Origin of the sequence: Luteococcus sp. H101, assembly GCF_038433155.1 — a bacterium.
In the GTDB taxonomy this organism is placed as follows: domain Bacteria; phylum Actinomycetota; class Actinomycetes; order Propionibacteriales; family Propionibacteriaceae; genus Luteococcus.
The window spans coordinates 62231-77544 of the sequence record NZ_JBCDMW010000029.1 but is presented as its reverse complement, the minus strand read 5'-3'; the positions used below and the strand labels follow the sequence as shown (position 1 = coordinate 77544).

General features: G+C 73.1%; 16 protein-coding genes. 4 read left to right on the top strand and 12 right to left on the bottom strand.

Annotated features, from left to right (window positions below; all coding sequences use genetic code 11):
• Positions 1-173: 173 nt before the first annotated feature.
• On the top strand, positions 174-440 hold the full coding sequence (locus AAEX60_RS12365) for a DUF3039 domain-containing protein (RefSeq protein WP_342103869.1): 267 nt from the start codon (positions 174-176) through the stop codon (positions 438-440).
• 76 nt (positions 441-516) lie between these two features.
• On the opposite strand, the gene AAEX60_RS12360 is transcribed toward AAEX60_RS12365, so the two are convergent.
• The 6 genes from AAEX60_RS12360 to AAEX60_RS12335 form a co-directional block, all read right to left on the bottom strand.
• On the bottom strand, positions 517-882 hold the full coding sequence (locus AAEX60_RS12360) for a hypothetical protein (protein ID WP_342103868.1): 366 nt from the start codon (positions 880-882) through the stop codon (positions 517-519).
• Between the two features lie 126 nt (positions 883-1008).
• Positions 1009-2277 carry a peptidase C39 family protein gene (locus AAEX60_RS12355; protein WP_342103867.1) on the bottom strand — a complete coding sequence of 423 codons (1269 nt, stop codon included), beginning with the start codon at positions 2275-2277 and terminating at the stop codon, positions 1009-1011.
• A gap of 211 nt (positions 2278-2488) precedes the next feature.
• Positions 2489-2914, bottom strand: a complete 426-nt coding sequence (locus AAEX60_RS12350; protein WP_342103866.1) for a type II 3-dehydroquinate dehydratase — start codon at positions 2912-2914, stop codon at positions 2489-2491.
• Entirely contained in the window at positions 2911-3957 is a 1047-nt protein-coding gene (locus AAEX60_RS12345) for an SIS domain-containing protein (RefSeq protein WP_342103865.1), read from the bottom strand. Before AAEX60_RS12345 ends, AAEX60_RS12350 begins: the two co-directional genes overlap by 4 nt.
• A 3-nt stretch (positions 3958-3960) precedes the next feature.
• The gene (locus tag AAEX60_RS12340) at positions 3961-4155 is read right to left on the bottom strand and encodes a Trm112 family protein (RefSeq protein WP_342103864.1); all 195 of its coding nucleotides are present in this window, start codon (positions 4153-4155) and stop codon (positions 3961-3963) included.
• Between the two features lie 60 nt (positions 4156-4215).
• The gene (locus tag AAEX60_RS12335) at positions 4216-4614 is read right to left on the bottom strand and encodes a DUF3499 family protein (RefSeq protein ID WP_342103863.1); all 399 of its coding nucleotides are present in this window, start codon (positions 4612-4614) and stop codon (positions 4216-4218) included.
• A 25-nt stretch (positions 4615-4639) separates the two neighbouring features.
• On the opposite strand from AAEX60_RS12335, the gene AAEX60_RS12330 reads away from it, so the two are divergent.
• Positions 4640-5074 carry a metallopeptidase family protein gene (locus AAEX60_RS12330; RefSeq protein WP_342103861.1) on the top strand — a complete coding sequence of 145 codons (435 nt, stop codon included), beginning with the start codon at positions 4640-4642 and terminating at the stop codon, positions 5072-5074.
• Between the two features lie 30 nt (positions 5075-5104).
• Here the strand turns inward: AAEX60_RS12330 and AAEX60_RS12325 are convergent, their stop codons facing one another.
• From AAEX60_RS12325 to AAEX60_RS12305, 5 genes are all read right to left on the bottom strand, one after another.
• Positions 5105-6400: a DUF5719 family protein gene (locus AAEX60_RS12325; protein WP_342103859.1), complete on the bottom strand. Its 1296-nt coding sequence runs from the start codon at positions 6398-6400 to the stop codon at positions 5105-5107.
• The gene (locus tag AAEX60_RS12320) at positions 6397-9360 is read right to left on the bottom strand and encodes a glycosyltransferase (RefSeq protein WP_342103857.1); all 2964 of its coding nucleotides are present in this window, start codon (positions 9358-9360) and stop codon (positions 6397-6399) included. Before AAEX60_RS12320 ends, AAEX60_RS12325 begins: the two co-directional genes overlap by 4 nt.
• Before the next feature lie 64 nt (positions 9361-9424).
• Positions 9425-9682, bottom strand: a complete 258-nt coding sequence (locus AAEX60_RS12315) for a WhiB family transcriptional regulator (protein ID WP_342103855.1) — start codon at positions 9680-9682, stop codon at positions 9425-9427.
• Between the two features lie 183 nt (positions 9683-9865).
• On the bottom strand, positions 9866-10669 hold the full coding sequence (locus tag AAEX60_RS12310) for a hypothetical protein (protein ID WP_342103854.1): 804 nt from the start codon (positions 10667-10669) through the stop codon (positions 9866-9868).
• 112 nt (positions 10670-10781) lie between these two features.
• Positions 10782-11861: a mannose-1-phosphate guanylyltransferase gene (locus AAEX60_RS12305; RefSeq protein WP_342103853.1), complete on the bottom strand. Its 1080-nt coding sequence runs from the start codon at positions 11859-11861 to the stop codon at positions 10782-10784.
• Between the two features lie 99 nt (positions 11862-11960).
• On the opposite strand from AAEX60_RS12305, the gene AAEX60_RS12300 reads away from it, so the two are divergent.
• Positions 11961-12665 (top strand): TIGR03089 family protein, encoded by a 705-nt coding sequence (locus tag AAEX60_RS12300; protein ID WP_342103852.1) that lies wholly within the window; start codon positions 11961-11963, stop codon positions 12663-12665.
• A gap of 8 nt (positions 12666-12673) precedes the next feature.
• On the opposite strand, the gene AAEX60_RS12295 is transcribed toward AAEX60_RS12300, so the two are convergent.
• Positions 12674-13729: a glycosyltransferase family 2 protein gene (locus tag AAEX60_RS12295; protein WP_342103851.1), complete on the bottom strand. Its 1056-nt coding sequence runs from the start codon at positions 13727-13729 to the stop codon at positions 12674-12676.
• Between the two features lie 186 nt (positions 13730-13915).
• Between AAEX60_RS12295 and AAEX60_RS12290 the strand changes: the two genes are divergently transcribed.
• Complete coding sequence (locus AAEX60_RS12290; protein WP_342103850.1) at positions 13916-15289, top strand: LCP family protein; 1374 nt, start codon at positions 13916-13918, stop codon at positions 15287-15289.
• Positions 15290-15314: the final 25 nt, after the last annotated feature.

Here is a 15314-nt window from a genome sequence, read left to right as displayed (position 1 = left end):
GGCACGACGACCCGCACCGCACCCGGCCCCGGTGGCGCACCCTGACCCCGGCAACGCATCCTGACCCAGCCCGTGGCCCCCTCACCGGTGCAGTGGGGCCCCTGACCTGGCGGCGAAGCCCTCCCGGTCCGCGAGCGGAACAGCCTTGACCAGGCCTGCCTAGACTGGGGCGCATGAGTCAACAGCTGGCACCCGGTTCCCAGACGGTCATCGACGAACGCACCCAGGAGATGGAGGCGGGAGACCAGGAGCGCTTCAGCCACTACGTCCCCAAGGCCAAGCTCACCGAGGCCATGGTGATGGGCACCCCCGTCGTCGCGTTGTGCGGCAAGGTCTGGGTGCCCAGCCGCAACCCGGAGAAGTTCCCGGTCTGCCCGGAGTGCAAGGAGATCTGGGAAAGCCTCAATGACAAGGGTGGCCCCAAGGATCCCGACGCCTGAGCAGCGGGGCCGTGGCTCAGCAGGCGCACCAGGACCGACGCCACGCCAACCGCTGAGCGGCGCCCGGGGGGGGTGTTCAGCTGCGGGCCGGGACCAACTGGGCCCAGCCATCGACGGTCTTCGCATCCCCGCGGACCGTCAGCGTGACGGTCCGCCGGACGGCAACGGCCACTCCGGCCTGCTCCAGGTTGCCGGGGCAGGCCAGGTCCACCGAAAGCCGGTCCTGCCCTTGGGCCTCGACGTGCAGGGTGCCCTTGCCGGTGCAGCTGGCCCGCAAGACCAGCCGGGACTCCTGCGTGGGATTCCAACTACCCGTGGGCCGGCCATAGGTGTGGGCGCTCAGCACGGCGTGCGGATCCTCGGCCAGGGGTGGCGCCGGCTTCAGGCAGCCCGCGCTGGCGCTCATCGCGATCAGCACCACCACCAGGCTCCGTGTCCTCATGACCCGAGCGTAGCCCGCAGGACACGCGCCGGCCGGGTCTCCCGGGAGCGTCTCACCGGAGCAAGGGCAGTCCACCGGCTGGTGAAAGGACTTGCAGGTGTCAGGCGATCTGGCTCACGACATGCCTCACCAGGCGGCCAGCCCGGCGGGACGGGCGGGCAGCGCCCGGCCGAAGGGGTGCATCACGTAGGTGAGCCCGCCGCTGCGGCCCCAGGCCGACTCGAACTGGGCGCGGTTGTAGGTGCGGGGCACCAGCCCATTGCTGGCCTGCATGCCCGACGCCGGATCATTGACCCGGACATTCCCGGCGTCGTCGAAGCCGCGGATCACCATCAGGTGCCCATTGGTGCCGAAGCCCGCGCCGGTCAGCTGGCTCCGGCTGAAGCTGGTGGAAACCACCAGCGGGATGCCGGCCTTGAGGAAGCGCTCGGCCTCATTCAGGCTGCGCAGCCGGGTGACGAAGCCGGTCAGGCCGCGGGCCGAGGCGTAGGCCACGTTGAACGGCCAGTTTCCCGTCCCCTGGTAGCCGGCATCCCAGACGCCGCGCACCACCTGCTCCACCTGTGGATTGGTGTGCGGGGTGGGCCGCACCCACGCGGTCTCGGTGGCGGTGGGACCCACCTTCCAGTAGTCCAGCACCATCGCCGTCGACGCCGCGGAGCACCACGCCTCTCCCCCGCCATTCCACTGCGGGTAGTGGCCCACGTGCAGCATCTGGCTGTAGGCGGGCACCGCCAGGTTGACCCCGCGGGCCACGCCGGCCGGGCTGACCGGGGTGGTGCTGGCCGGCGTCGTCGAGGAGGCGACGCAGACCTGCCAGACCTTGGGCGCCAGCCGGGTGCCGGGCGGCCGCATCAGCTCCAGCTGCACCTGGAAGGCGTCGATGGTCACCCCGGACTGGGCCTTAAGCGTGTCGGTGCTGACCCGGGCGATGGCGTCGGACTGGTCATTGACGCTGGTGCGGGTGGGGGTGGTGGCCGAGGCCGCCGACGAGGCCCACAGCCCCATCGTGAACCAGCGGGACCACGCGCCGGAGCGGGAGCGTGCCCGCAGCTGGATCCGCACGGCGGTTCCCGGCGGGGTCGAGGCGCTCCAGGAGGCGACCAGCTGGGTGGCGGCCAGCCCGGTCAGGGTCGGGCGGCTGCGCCAGGTGGACACGTCATGGGTGAGGGTGCGCCCGGCGTGCGGGTCGCGGTAGCTGCGGCGGCGGGTGACGCCGAACCGGATCCCGGTGAATCGGGCCAGCGAGCTGGTCCGGCTGCCGGCCGCCTGGGCCGACGAGAGATCGGACGCCAGCAGCAGCGCCGCGGCGCCAGCGCCGCCCAACAGGGAGCGACGGGTGAGGGCGGCACCGCGCGGGTCGGCGCCCAGGAATCGGGGGAAATTCTCGGCCATGGCGGCAGTCAACCATGACGACCTGCATGGAACCAAGGGTCGTGGCCGCCGCGCCGGGGCCGGACCCCTTCGACGCGCTCAGGGATCGGACGTGCTTCGGACCCCGGAGCCGCCCCTCGACCACCTCGGGGAACGTGGCTTCGACCAGCTCGGGAACGTGTCCGACCAGCCCAGGGACCGGGGTTGCGGGCCCGGGACCGTGGGCGAGGGTTCAGGAGGTGACGGCCAGGTGGCGCAGCGCCAGTTCATAGCCGCCGAGCCCCAGCCCGGCGATCACACCCTCGGCATACGGCGTGACCACGCTGTGGCGACGGAAGTCCTCCCGGGCGTGCACATTGCTGATGTGCACCTCAATCACCCGGGGCACCTGCACCACGGCGTCGGCCAGGGCAATCGAGTAGTGGGTCCAGGCGGCCGGGTTGAGCACCACCGGGGTCTGGGAATCGGCCGCCTCGTGCAGCCAGCCGATCATCTCCGCCTCGACGTCGGTCTGGCGCACCTCCACCGTCAACCCCAGGTCGGCGCCCACGGCCACCAGCCGCTGGGCCAGTTGGGCGTGGGTGGTGGCGCCGTAGACCTCCGGCTGGCGCTTGCCCAGCCGACCCAGGTTCACACCGTTCAACACCAGTACCTTCATCGCGGGATACTCCCCTCGTTCTCGGCCAGCCCCAGCGCCAGGTAGCTGGCGGCATAGCGGCCCCGTTGCAGCAGCTCCACGTACCGGTCCAGGGAGGACAGCGATTCCGCGGTGCCCGAGCCGATCTCGCAGACCCGCACCCCGTGCCGTTCGGCGGCGCTGACCAGTTGGCCGCGCTCCCGTCGCACCCGCTCGTCCAGGACCCCGTCGTCCACCAGCAGCAACACACCGGGCAGGGTGGCGCTCTCCTCGTCGAAGGGATCGCGGAAGGGATCGCGCGGCTGGCAGGCCTCCAGCACCGGCAACAGCGCACTCGCGTCGGCGGCCAGGGCCGGCCGGCCGCTGGCCCGACGCAGGGCCTCGGCGATCCGACGGGCCGCCCGCGCGGCCAGCACGGAACCGCCCCAGACCAGCGGCTGGGCCTCGGCCAGGGCGACGGCCAGGTCCTTGGCCGGGTTCTGCGCCAGGTCCCGGTGGGGTGAGCACTGTTCGGCCACCAGGTCCGCCTGGTCGGCAACCCGTTGGTGGCTGACGGCCGGCCCCAAGCCCAGCTGGTGCAGCACTTCCAGGGTGACCACGACGGTGGCCAGCGGGTCGCTGTGGCCGGTGGGCAGGACGAAGGTGTTGCGGGAGGCCGCCCGCTCGGCGATCGGCGAATCCGGGTTGGCGGCCACCTGCAGCAGGGCGCCGCGGCGCACCGCCTCGGCCACCGTGCCCATCAGGTCGGGCTCGCTGCCCTCGCTGGCCAGCACCACCACCAGGTCCAGGGGGCCAACCCAGCCGGGCAGGCCGCCGGCCGGCCAGGCGACGAAGGGCACCGGGCAGACCGGCTCCAGCATGGCCCGCACCAGCCGCGCCTCGGCGCCCAGCGCCACCACTCCCCGCGGCCGGACCTCCAGCCAGGCGGGGTCGGCGGGGCGGGCGGCGTCGCCCAGCACCCGCACCCGGGCACCGGCGGAGGCCAGCTGGCGCAGCTGGTCGTCGATGGCCTGCAGGGCCACCGGGTCATCCAACCGGCTGTCGTCGAAGGCGGGCGCGGCCACGGGTCACTTGCCCTCGGGTCGGCGCGCCTCGTCGATCAGCAGCACCGGAATCCCGTCGCGCACCGGGAAGGCCAGGCGGCAAGCATTGTTGGTGCACTCCAGCTCATGCCGGTCATAGTCGACGGCGAACTTGCTGTGGCAGGCCGGGCAGGCGGCAATCTCCAGGAACGTGGGCGACAGTTCCATCTGGTCGGGCATGTTGGTCTCCGTCGTGGCTGGGCGCCCGCAGGTTCGGGCCGGCTGGGCCAGTCTATGGCCCTAGCGGCGGCCGTCGACGTCGCCGATCATCCGCAGGTGCCGCTTCTGCGCCAGCACCACCACCTGCGCCTCGTCATCGGGTACGGGCTGCTGCTGCGGCGCGACGAGCGGCACCTCCTCCGGGAGAGTGCCCACCTCCCGCACGGCATTGGCCAGGGCCAGCAGGTCATCGTCGTCGGCGGGTAGCGCGACGGGCTGACCCGCCCCGGGCAGCCGGATCACCTCCCAGCCGCGGGGGGCCGAGAGGTCCCGGCAGTGCTGCACGCACAGGTGGTAGCTGCCAGGCACGTGCTCCGGGGCCAGGGGGCCCAGCACCGCGGTGGAATCGGCGTACACATAGGTGAGGGTGGCGACGGCGGCACTACCGCAACCGGTCTTCGTACAGCGTCTCAGGGCCACCGGGCGAGGGTACTACAGTGGCGCCATGCCTCGCCGACGTGACCGCCATGACCGGGGCCTTCGCGGGCCGATCGCCCTGCCCAATGCCCTGACCGGACGGCAGGTGCCGCTGCGTCGCGGGGTGAGCCGGCAGGAGTTCTTCACCGAGGCCGTCACCGATGCCCTCGCCCGGATTGCCGACACCTATCCGGGCGGGCTGGACGGGGTGGACGTGGGCGTCGAGGAGGTGCCCTACCTGGCCACCATGTGGAGCGGTGACCGGGTGCCGCTGGCGGTCTGCGTCGAGGCCACCAGCCTGCGGCCGGCCCAGATCGTGGTCTACCGACGTCCCTTGGAGCACCGCGCCAGTACCCGTTCCGAGCTGCGGGAACTGGTCCACCGCACGCTGGTGGAACAGTTGGCGGCCCTGACCGCCCAGCATGTCCGGGACATCGACCCCTCCTTGGACGACGAGGACTGAGCGGCCGGGCTCAGCGCAGCGCCGGCGGGTTCAGCGCAGCGCCGGGTCCTGCCGCAGGGTCGAGTCCCCGCGCGCCGCGGCGGCCCCCTGCGCCGGCACCAGACTGGTGCCCGCGCCGGTCACCACGGCTCCCGCGGCCACCTGGCCACCCGTGAATCGGATCAGCCCGGGTGCCGCCGTCCCGGGTTGGCCGGTGGTCGGCTGGGGCTCGATGGTCACCACCCCACCACCGGGCACCGTCCACTCCTTCTGGCTGCCGTCGCTCTGGCGGACCTGCACCTGCTGGTCAGCCCCGGCGGGATTGGTCAGGATCACCGTCGCCGCGGCCGGCAGCACCAGCTCACCGCCGCCCAGCAGCGGCATGCCCGGGGCCAGGGCCAGGTCCTTGCCCACCCGGGACCACAGGCTGGCGGCCACCGGCTGGTCGGAGGCCAGGCTCAGCGAGCCCACCTCCCCCGCGAAGGAGCGGCTGACATCGGCCAGCACCGTGCTGCCGGGCTCGACGATGGTCTCGGCGGCGCCCGTCGGCTGGAAGGCGCCGCGCCGACCGTGCGCGGTGAGCTTCACCGTGGACCGCTGCTCCCCCGGGTTGGTGAGCAGCACCTGACTGGTGCCCCCCATCGGCACCGCGGGCAGCACCTGGCTGCCCAGTACCGTGGCTGCGGGCAGGTAGTCGGCCCCGCCGCCGTCGTCCACCATCGCCCAGGCCGCCACCCGCCCCTGGGAGGCGACGATCCGGGCCCCGACGGGCTTCCCGGCGGGCGCCTGGACGGAGATCGGCACCAGTTGCTGGGCGCCGGCCGGCACCGTGATCCCGGAGGTCCCGATGGCCCTGACCGGCCCCTGCGCGCCGTACAGGGTGAGGTCCACCCGGGCGTCGCTGGCGCCGGGATTGGCCAGCAGGAGCTTGGCACCCGTGGGGTTGGCCAGCTGCACCAGCTGGTCCGCTGCCCCCGGCAGGCACGGCCCCCACCAGCTGACATCGGCCCGGGGCGCCCCCGTCAGCCACACCCCGCCGACGGCCTGGTGCTGGCCGGCCGGCAGCAGCCGGGCGGCAGCCGCCACGTCGTTGCCCACGTGGCCCACCGCCACCTTCTCGGCGGAGGCGGAGTTGTCCAGCAGCTGCGCGGCGCTCTGCCCCGGCGGCGCGCTGGGGCAGGCCAGGGCGTGGGTGCTCGGCTGCGGCGCAAGGCTCTGGCTGCCACCCGCCCCCGGCGCCCCATCGGCGCCCGTGCTCAGTGGCGGCACAGTCAGGGCAGCCACTGTCAGCCCGGCGGCGGTGAGCAAGACCCCGACGGCGGGCAGAAGGTCACGTGCGGCGGTCATTGGTTTCCTCCCGCGCGGTGTCTGGGGGTGCGTCCGGAGCGCTCGACGGCGGCCCGTCGGGGCCCCTGGTCCCCCGCCGAGGAGGGCGCTGCCAGTACCAGCAGCACCGCCAGGGTCGCGAACAGGGCGGCGGCGGGCCACCAGCGTCGCGGACCAAACCACTCGGTGGCCGGGGTGCGGCTGACCAGGCCGGTGACGGTCCAGCTGTGAGCCTCCCCCCGGTCCTCGGCCGGCCCCAGCCCGGGGCTGTCGGAGACGGCGGCCACGGCGTCCGGGCTGGCTCCCCTCAGCCACAGGTGCCCGATCCCCAGTTCCCGGGCCTGCTGGGCCAGCGCGTCCGAGCCGCGACCTTCGGCCAGACTGGTGGCCAGGGCCTGGGCGGTGGCACGCTGCCGCGCGTCGGGCACTACGGGGAACTCCGCGCTGCCCCACCGGGGCTGGTCGGCGGCGGTGATCGACCACCGCACGGGCTGGCTGGAGGCTTCCACCAGCAGCGCCCGGGTGGCCCGGGTGGTGTGTTGCACGGCGGTGATGTTGGCGGGCAGGGCGCTGGCCTGACGATGCACCGGGGCGCCGGCGCCGCTCAGCCACCAGCCGGCCTGGATGGCCAGCACCAGGCACAGCAGGATCGGGGCGGGTTGGCGCAGCGCCGGGGAGCGGGCCAGCAGGTTGCTGGTCAGGCAGAGCAGCAGCAGCACGGCCAGCAGCAGCCAGACCTGCGGGTCCGGGTGCACCGCGGTGCCATCCAGGGTCAGCCGATTGCGCCCCGCGAACAGCCCCAGGAAGGTGCACAGGGCGGCGGCCAGCGCCAGCCACAGGCCCTCGGTGCCCGGCCCGGGCTGCGGCACGGCATGGGCGCCAGCACGACGTCCCACGGGAGCCGGGCGCGCGCCGGACCGGCCCAGCAGCGCCCAGCCGGCCAGCCCCCACAGCAGCAGCCCGGCCGGCAGCAGCAACCACCACGGGGTGTTGCCCCACCCCGGCAGCGCCGCCATGGTGCTACCGGCCAGCAGCGGATCGGTGGTGGTGAACCAGCGGACCGGTTCGGTCATCAGCCGGTGTCCCCAGGGCGCCAGCAGGGCCAGGGGGCCCAGCAAGGCCACCAGGATGCCGCGCAGGTCCACCGCGCGTCGGCCGGTGCCGGCCACCAGCGCACCAACCGCCACGGCGAACCACAGCACCGGGACAGCCAGGCAGGCCAAGCCACCCCACAGCGCATAGCGGGCCGGCGCCCGCAGGGCCTCCGCACCCTCGGCTTCCTGGCGTCGCCAGTCCAGCCAGGCGCTGGCGGCCAGCGGCGCCAGGCAGGCCACCAGCAGCGCCCCGGGGGATCCGCCGCCGGTGACCCCCACCAGCGGCTGGGCCAGCCCCCACAACAGGGCCAGCAGCACGCGTCGCCACTGCTTGCCACGCGGCAACAGGCGTCGCCACAGCGGCAGGCTGGCGCCGGCGGCCACGGGGACGGCCAGCAACTGGGCCAAGGTGGCGAACCAGTCCGGCCGGCCCAGGGCAAGGGTGGACCCCACCGCGCCAAGCCCCAGCCAGCCGGCATTGGCCCACTCCCCCGGCGGGGTGCGCAGCCACACATCCCAGGCCCCGGACAGGGTCTCCGGTGCGGGGGCCAGCGCGGGCCCGGCCAAGGACCCCATCCCGAACAGGCGTCGCCCGGCCACCAGGCTGAGCAGCACCACGACGGTCATGGCGGCCGGCACCAGGAGCGGGCGCCGGCTGTTGCGCTGGTCGGCGGCGTCGGCGGTCAACTCGTCCAGGCTGGTCTCGCCCTCACGTTCCGGCAGCAGCCGGTCGGCCACCCAGCCGGCCGCCTGGTCCGCGCGCAGCCGCACCATCCGGCTGCGCCGCGGCCGCAGGGCGGTCACCTCCCGCTGGCCGGGGGCGGAGCGGATCTCGTCTCGCAGCGACGTGGTGGCGGCCCCGGTCCGGGCCAGGTCCCAGGCACTGCCCAGGGCATCGGCGGCCTGACGGGGAGCCTTGCCCAGCAGGTGGCCCAGCGCCACCAGCATGCTGTGCAGCACCAGCCGGACCACGGCCAGCGCCGGAACCCGGGCGTGGGCGGCCACCAGCCGCATCCCGAACAGCCGGTCGGCGCGGGCCGGATTGCCGGCCAGGGCGCTGGTGCGGTCCCAGTTGCGGCCGGCCCGACGGTGGTACAGGGCGGCATCCGGGCAGGTCAGCACCCGGTAGCCGGCGCGCTGGGCCCGCCAGCCCAGGTCCATCCCGTCGCGGAAGAGCGGCAACTGCGGGCTCATCCCACCCAGCCGCCGCCAGGCCTCGCGGCTGACCAGCAGGCCGGCGGTGGAGGCGCCCAGCACTTCGCCGGACGGCAGCTGGTCCTGGTCCAGGTCCCCCGGTTCGACGGTGAGCACCCGCTCCCCGGTGCGGGAGATGGTCTGCCCCAGCTCGCTGATCCGGTCGGGATGGTTGCGACGGCGGGGTTGCAGCAGCTTGGGGACGACGACGCCCACCGGCCGGGCGGAATCCCCGTCGGCCACGTCCTGTCCCTCCTCGGCCGCCAGCAACAGCCGGGCGAGGGCATCCGGGCGGGGCTCCAGATCATCGTGCAGCAGCCAGAGCCACCCGACCTGTGGGTCCAGCTCGGCCTCGGCGCGGGCGACGGCGGCACCGAAGCCGTCCTCGGCCCGGCCCGGGATCAGCCCGTCGATCCGGCCGTCGGCCAGCGCCTCGGCCAGGAGGTCGGCGGAGCCGTCGCTGGAACCATTGTCGACGGCCAGCACGTGGGGTCGCGGATCCAGCGCGGTCAGGGCCGCGAGGCTGCGGCCCAGCCAGGCATCGGCATTGTGCACCACCAGCACCGCGGCCACGCCTGCCGGATCAACCGTTCGGGGGTCGGTTGCGTCCGGCTGGTGAGCCCAGGACCAGTCCTGCACCGGATCGGGGGCGACGTGGCCCGGGGCCTCGTCCTCCGGTTGGGGAGTGGTCATTGCGCTCAACCCGTCCCGGTGGTGGTGGGGCTGTGCAAGGTCATGCCATCACCATGTCATGGTCTCAGGCGCGGCGCTTCAGCTTGCGACGTTCCCGCTCGCTCAGACCGCCCCAGATGCCGAACCGCTCGTCATTGCCCAGCGCGTACTCCAGGCACTCCGCCTTCACCTCGCAGGTCTGGCAGACCTTCTTGGCCTCCCTGGTGGATCCGCCCTTCTCCGGGAAGAAGGCCTCGGGGTCGGTCTGCGCACACAGGGCACGCTCCTGCCAGCCGAGGACTCCATCCTCGGCCTCCGTGATCAGGGTCAGCAGCTCAGCCATGCCTCATGTCCTCTCGGCGGCGCTTGCGCATCGGGCACCGACGGCGGCCCAAACCGTCGTCAGGGGATCGCAAATGTGCGTCCCCTGCGGTTAATTACATGCGTGTAGTTGCCGTGCGTCAAGCCGGGATCAGGATTTGACAAACAGCATCAGCGCGTCGAGTTGACAGCCCTCAGCCAAGCCTCAGTCCGGGCGTCGAACGGGCTCCCACCGCACCTGCTCCGCGCGGGCAGCCTCCGCGGCGTTGTCAGCGTCGGATTGACCGGGCGGCAGGGCGCTTCCCGTGGCCAGGTCACCGGCCGTTGCCCACGGGCCGCGCGGGGCCGTCTGGGCGGGCGCCTCCAGCGCGGCGGGGCCATCGGGCACCGTCCAACCACCGGACTTGGCACCCGGGTGACCCCAGGTGCTGGCGGCCGCACCGCTGGCGGCATCGCCGGCCCGGGTCCACACCGCACCGGCGGCCTGGTCGGCCCGCCAGCTGGCCTGCTGCGCCGGTTCCGCGGCCGACACCGGCTGCTGGGACTGCTTGGCCTCGACGGGCTCGACGGCCGGGGCACCCGCCGTCGCGGCGCTGGCCCGCCACAGCACGTGCGCCGCCACCGCCTTGATGGCAATCTCCAGCACCCCGCCCAGCACCTCCAGGACGGTGACGAACAGGCTGACCCTGGTCTGGAACATGCCCACCACCAGGAAGAGGGCCTCCAGCAGCGCGGCCACCCCGATCACGACGGCCCCCATCCGGGCCAGCTTGCTGCCCCGCGCGGTGGCCGGGCGCACCAGCACGCAGGCCAGGCCCGAAGCCACCACCAGCAGCACCATCACGATGCTGAGCGAACTCCCACCCAGGAGGCGGGCAGTCTCGGCCAGCGGGGTCTGCCGGTACAGCAGGTAGCCGCCGCGCACCAGGGAGATGAGGATGTAGCCGACGCTGACGGCCAGCACGACGCGGGCGATGGTCTCGCGGATGCGCTTCACGGTCTCTGCCATGGATCACAGCGTAGAGGTCAGCACCGACAAAAGAAGTCAGCCGCTCGGGTTGCGTCACGACGCGTCGGATTGATCCGACGCGGGATGACGAAACCCGAGCGGCAGCACAGGCTCAGGCCAGTTCCGGGCCCACCTGATCGGCCACCAGGGCCACCACTTCCTTGACCCGCTGGGAGTCCGCCAGCGGCACCACCAGGGTCGCCTGCTCGGTGACGCAGACCACCATCCCGCTCAGGCCGGCGACGGCCACCACGGTGCCGGGACGGCCGCGGTTGATCAGCAGGTTGTTGCTGGAGTCCAGGGCGACGGTCACCCCCTCCCGGGCATTGCCGTGCTCGTCGTGGGCCAGCTGCTCGGCCAGCGCCGCATAGCCGCCCAGGTCATACCACTCGATCTCCAGCGGCACCGCCACCACATGCCCGCTGCCCCGGCCCTGACTGACCGGCTCCATCACGGCGTAGTCCACCGAGGTCTTCTTCAGCTCCGGGTAGATCTGGTCCAGCCGGTCCGGATGCTCGGCCAGCTCCAGCACCCCGCCGTGGGTGGCGGGCTCCAGGATCCGCAGCTGCTCCAGCACCGTGGCCGCCCGCCAGACGAACATCCCGGAATTCCACCAGTAGTCCCCGCTGGCCAGGTACTGCTCGGCCACCTCCAGCGTCGGCTTCTCCTTGAACTCGACGATCTGACTGGCCTGCGGGAAGCCGGCCACCGGCTCGCCCCGCTTGAGGTAGCCGTAGCCGGTGTGCGGACTGTCCGGCACAACGCCGAAGGTGACCAGCGCGGACGCATCCGCCTCGGCAATCTGGAAGGCCTGGTCCAAGGCCCGGGTGAACTCCGCCACCGGGGTGATGATCTGGTCCGCGGTGAGCACCGCCACCACCGCCTCGGCATCGCGGGCCTGCAGCACCGCCGCCGGCCACGCCACGGCGTTGAGCGAGTCCCGGCCCACCGGCTCGCCCAACAGGTTGTCTTCAGGCAGTTCCGGCAGTTGCCGCGCCACCACGTCGGTGTAGGCCGCCCCGCAGCACACCAGGATGTTGGCGTCGGGCACCGTGCCGGCGACGCGTTCGTAGGCCAGCCGCAGCAGGCTCTTGCCGTCAATGAGTTCCAGGAGTTGCTTCGGCTCGCCCTTGCGGGAGAGCGGCCACAACCGGGTCCCCGAACCTCCGGCCATGATCACCACATGTCTCATGCCGCGAGCCTAGCCAAAAGCCGGCCGATCCCGCCCCATCCCGCTTGGCCCCGCGCCCCCGTTTGCCCCGCGTCGGCGCCCGCGCCCTACGATGGCCCAATGAGCAGCCCTCTCGACCCGGTCGCCGCGCTGGAAGCCCGCGTGCAGGCCGATGGCGCCCAACCCCTGCTGACCTGTTACGACGCCGCGGACGGGTCCCGGGTGGAGTTCTCCGCCCGCACCTTCGCCAACTGGGTGGACAAGACGGCCAACCTGATCGGTTCGCTGGGGCTTGATGAGGGTGGCGACATCGGATTGCCGCTGTTGCTCACCCATCCGGGCCACTGGGTGGGCCTGGTCTGGGCGATGGCCACCTGGCAGGTGGGTGGCCGGGTGCTGGCCCTGCCGCGCGATGACCTGGACCGGGTGGAGCTGGCCGTCGTGGGCCCGCAGCGCGCCCATCCCGTCCCCGGGGTGGAGACCGTCGTCTGCTCCCTGCACCCGCTGGGCGCCGGGCTGCCCACGCCGGTGCCCGGGGTCACCGACTATGCCGAGGTGCTCAGCCAGCCCGACGTGCACTGGCGCAATGACGCCCCCGACCTGTGGCTGGACGACGGGGAACGACGCGTCACCACCGCCGAGCTCGGCACCCTTGGGCCCGACGCCGGGCGCCGGCTGGTGCAGCCCTGCGGTGACGTCTGGCAGGACCTCTCCCGAATGCTGATCTGCCCGCTGCTGGGCGGTGGGTCCGTGGTGCTGGTGCGCGGCGACGCGGCCCCAGCCGAGCTGGCGCGGATTGTCGAAGCCGAGCGCGCCCTGCCGTGACCTGAGTGCTAGGGCTGGTCGGGGTCCGTGGCGCGGTCGCGCTGGTCCGAGGGCAGCCCCTTCAGCGCCCCGGCGCCCCAGGCCAGGTGCATCACCGCCAGCACCAGCGGCAGCCGGGCCCTGACCCCGGGCTCCAACTCGCGTCGGATCAGGGCCGAGGCCAAACCGATGGAGGCCGCGTAGCCGGCCGGCAGCAGCAGCCCCAGCCGCAGCGCGCGGGAGCCCGTCGCCAGGCCCACCAGGCCCAGCGCCGTGCCGGCTCCCATGCCGAGCACCGCCACCGGCGGCGCCAGGTAGCGGGGGCTGATGGTGTCCGGGTTGCGGCGCATCACCTCGCGTCGCCACTGACCCGTCTTGAAGAACTGCTTGGCCAGGGCCTGCACGGTGGAGCGGGGCCGGTAGGTGACCTCCAGCTCGGGCGAGAACCAGACGGTCTCCCCCCGCTTGCGCAGCCGGTAGTTGAGTTCCCAGTCCTGCGCCCGCAGCAGGGTGGGGTCATAGCCCCCGACGGCCTGCAACGCGTCGCGGCGGAAGACCCCCAGGAAGACGGTATCGGCCGGCCCCTCCTTGGAGCTGGCCAGGTGGAAACTGCCGCCGCCCAGCCCAATCTTGGAGGTGTAGGCCACCGCAACGGCCTTCTCGAAGGGCGTGGTGCCGCGGGCCGCCATCAGTCCGCCCACATTGGCCGCGCCGGTGGATTCCAGCAGATCCACGGCCTTGTCGATGTAGCCGGGGGCCAGCTCACCGTGGGCGTCCACCCGGACGATCACGTCGTACCGGCTGGCGGCAATCGCCAGGTTCAGGGCGTCCGGGGTGGTCCCCGACGGGTTGGGCACGACGCTGATCCGGGGATCGGCCGCCGCGAGCTCCCGGGCGATCTGTTCCGTGCGGTCCTGCGAGGGGCCGACGGCCAGGATGATCTCCATCGGGTGGTCCTGCGCCAGCACGCCCGCCACCGAGGCCGCCAGGTGCCGTTCCTCGTTCAGCACGGGCATGACGACGCTGACCGGCCGTGCCTCCGCACGCCTGGTTTCGGACTCGGCGTCGGAGGGCAAATTGGTCATGGGGGACATTCTTCCAGCCCCGGCGGGCCACCCCACAACCGGCACGCCGCAGCCAGCACGGCCCGGGCCCGGACTGGCTTCCCCGCGACACCTGCCGCGCCGCAACCCAGGCGCGCAGGCTGATTGGTCCCTGCCGGCCCGCCCGCCCTCAGCCAGCGCTTGGGATGACCTCGCTACGGTGTTGTCATGGATTCTCGCGACGACTCCCGCCAGGCCGATCTGGACTGGTTGTACGGCTCCGAGCGGCCGAACTATGACAAGACCAAGATCATGGACGCCAGCGAGCTGGCCGAGCTGGAGCGTCGTCGCGCCCTGGCCGCGGGTGCCGCCGCCGCGGCGGGCGCCAAGGCCGCCCAGCGCGCCAACCAGGACAACCCGGACCGGGCCGCGGGTGCGGGTGACCGCCCCTCCAGGGTGGTGCACACCGAGGCGGAGGTGAGCGGTGCCCGCCCGAGCGCCAGCAAGCCCCGCCCGCGCCCCGAGCCGGCCCCGCGGATCCCGCAGCAGCAGGCCGCTCGCCCCGCCACGGCCCAGCCGTCGACGCCGCAGCCCAGGAACCGCCCGGCCGGGCCGCGTCCCACCGGCGCGCGGGGCGCCCGCGGCCGCGGCCGCAAGCCGTGGTTGCGCTGGCTGCTGATCGCGCTGGCGGCCTGGCTGGTCTGGCTGGTGGTGGTGCCGTTGATCGCCCTGACCAGCGGCACCAAGGTCAAGGAGCAGCCCGACGGCGAGCGTCCCGGCCAGCAGCCCGGGACCACCACGCTGCTGGTGGGGTCCGACGCCCGCGAGGCACTGACCAAGGAGCAGCAGGCGCAGCTGGGCACCGGCACCGAGACCGGCAAGCGGACCGACACCATGATGCTGCTCTACACCCCGCCCAGCGGGAAGCCGGTGCTGGTCAGCCTGCCCCGGGACTCCTACGTGGAGATCCCCGGGCACGGCCGCAATAAGCTGAATTCCGCCTACTCTCTGGGCGGGCCGCAGCTGCTGGTGAAGACCGTCGAACAGGACACCGGCCTGCGGGTAGACAACTACATGGAGATCGGTTTCGACGGCTTCGCCGGCGTCGTGGATGCCCTGGGCGGCATCACGATGTGCCTGGACAAGCCGATGGTGGACAAGGACTCGCACACCAACCTGCCGGCCGGCTGCCAGAACCTGAACGGCACCAATGCCCTGGGCTATGTCCGGATGCGCAAGGCCGACCCGATGGGCGACCTGGGCCGGATGAAGCGCCAGCGGGAGATGATCGGCGCCATCATGAAGAAGGCCACCAGCCCCTGGACCTTCATCAACCCGGTGCGCTACTGGCGGCTCAACATGGCCGGCGCGCACGCCGTCGGCCGCGGTGAGGACACCGGGCTGGGTGACGTCGCCAGCGCCGCCAACGCGATGCGCGCGATCTCCAGCGGCGAGGGCCTCACCCTGGCGGTGCCGGTGAGCAATCCCGACGCCCACACCCAGGCCGGCTCCTCGGTGCTCTGGGACGATGAGAAGGCCGGCGCCATGTTCGGGAAGATGGCGCAGGGTGACACCTCCGGGCTGGAGCAGTACGCCAAGTGAGGTGAGCCGGTACGACCACGGTCTT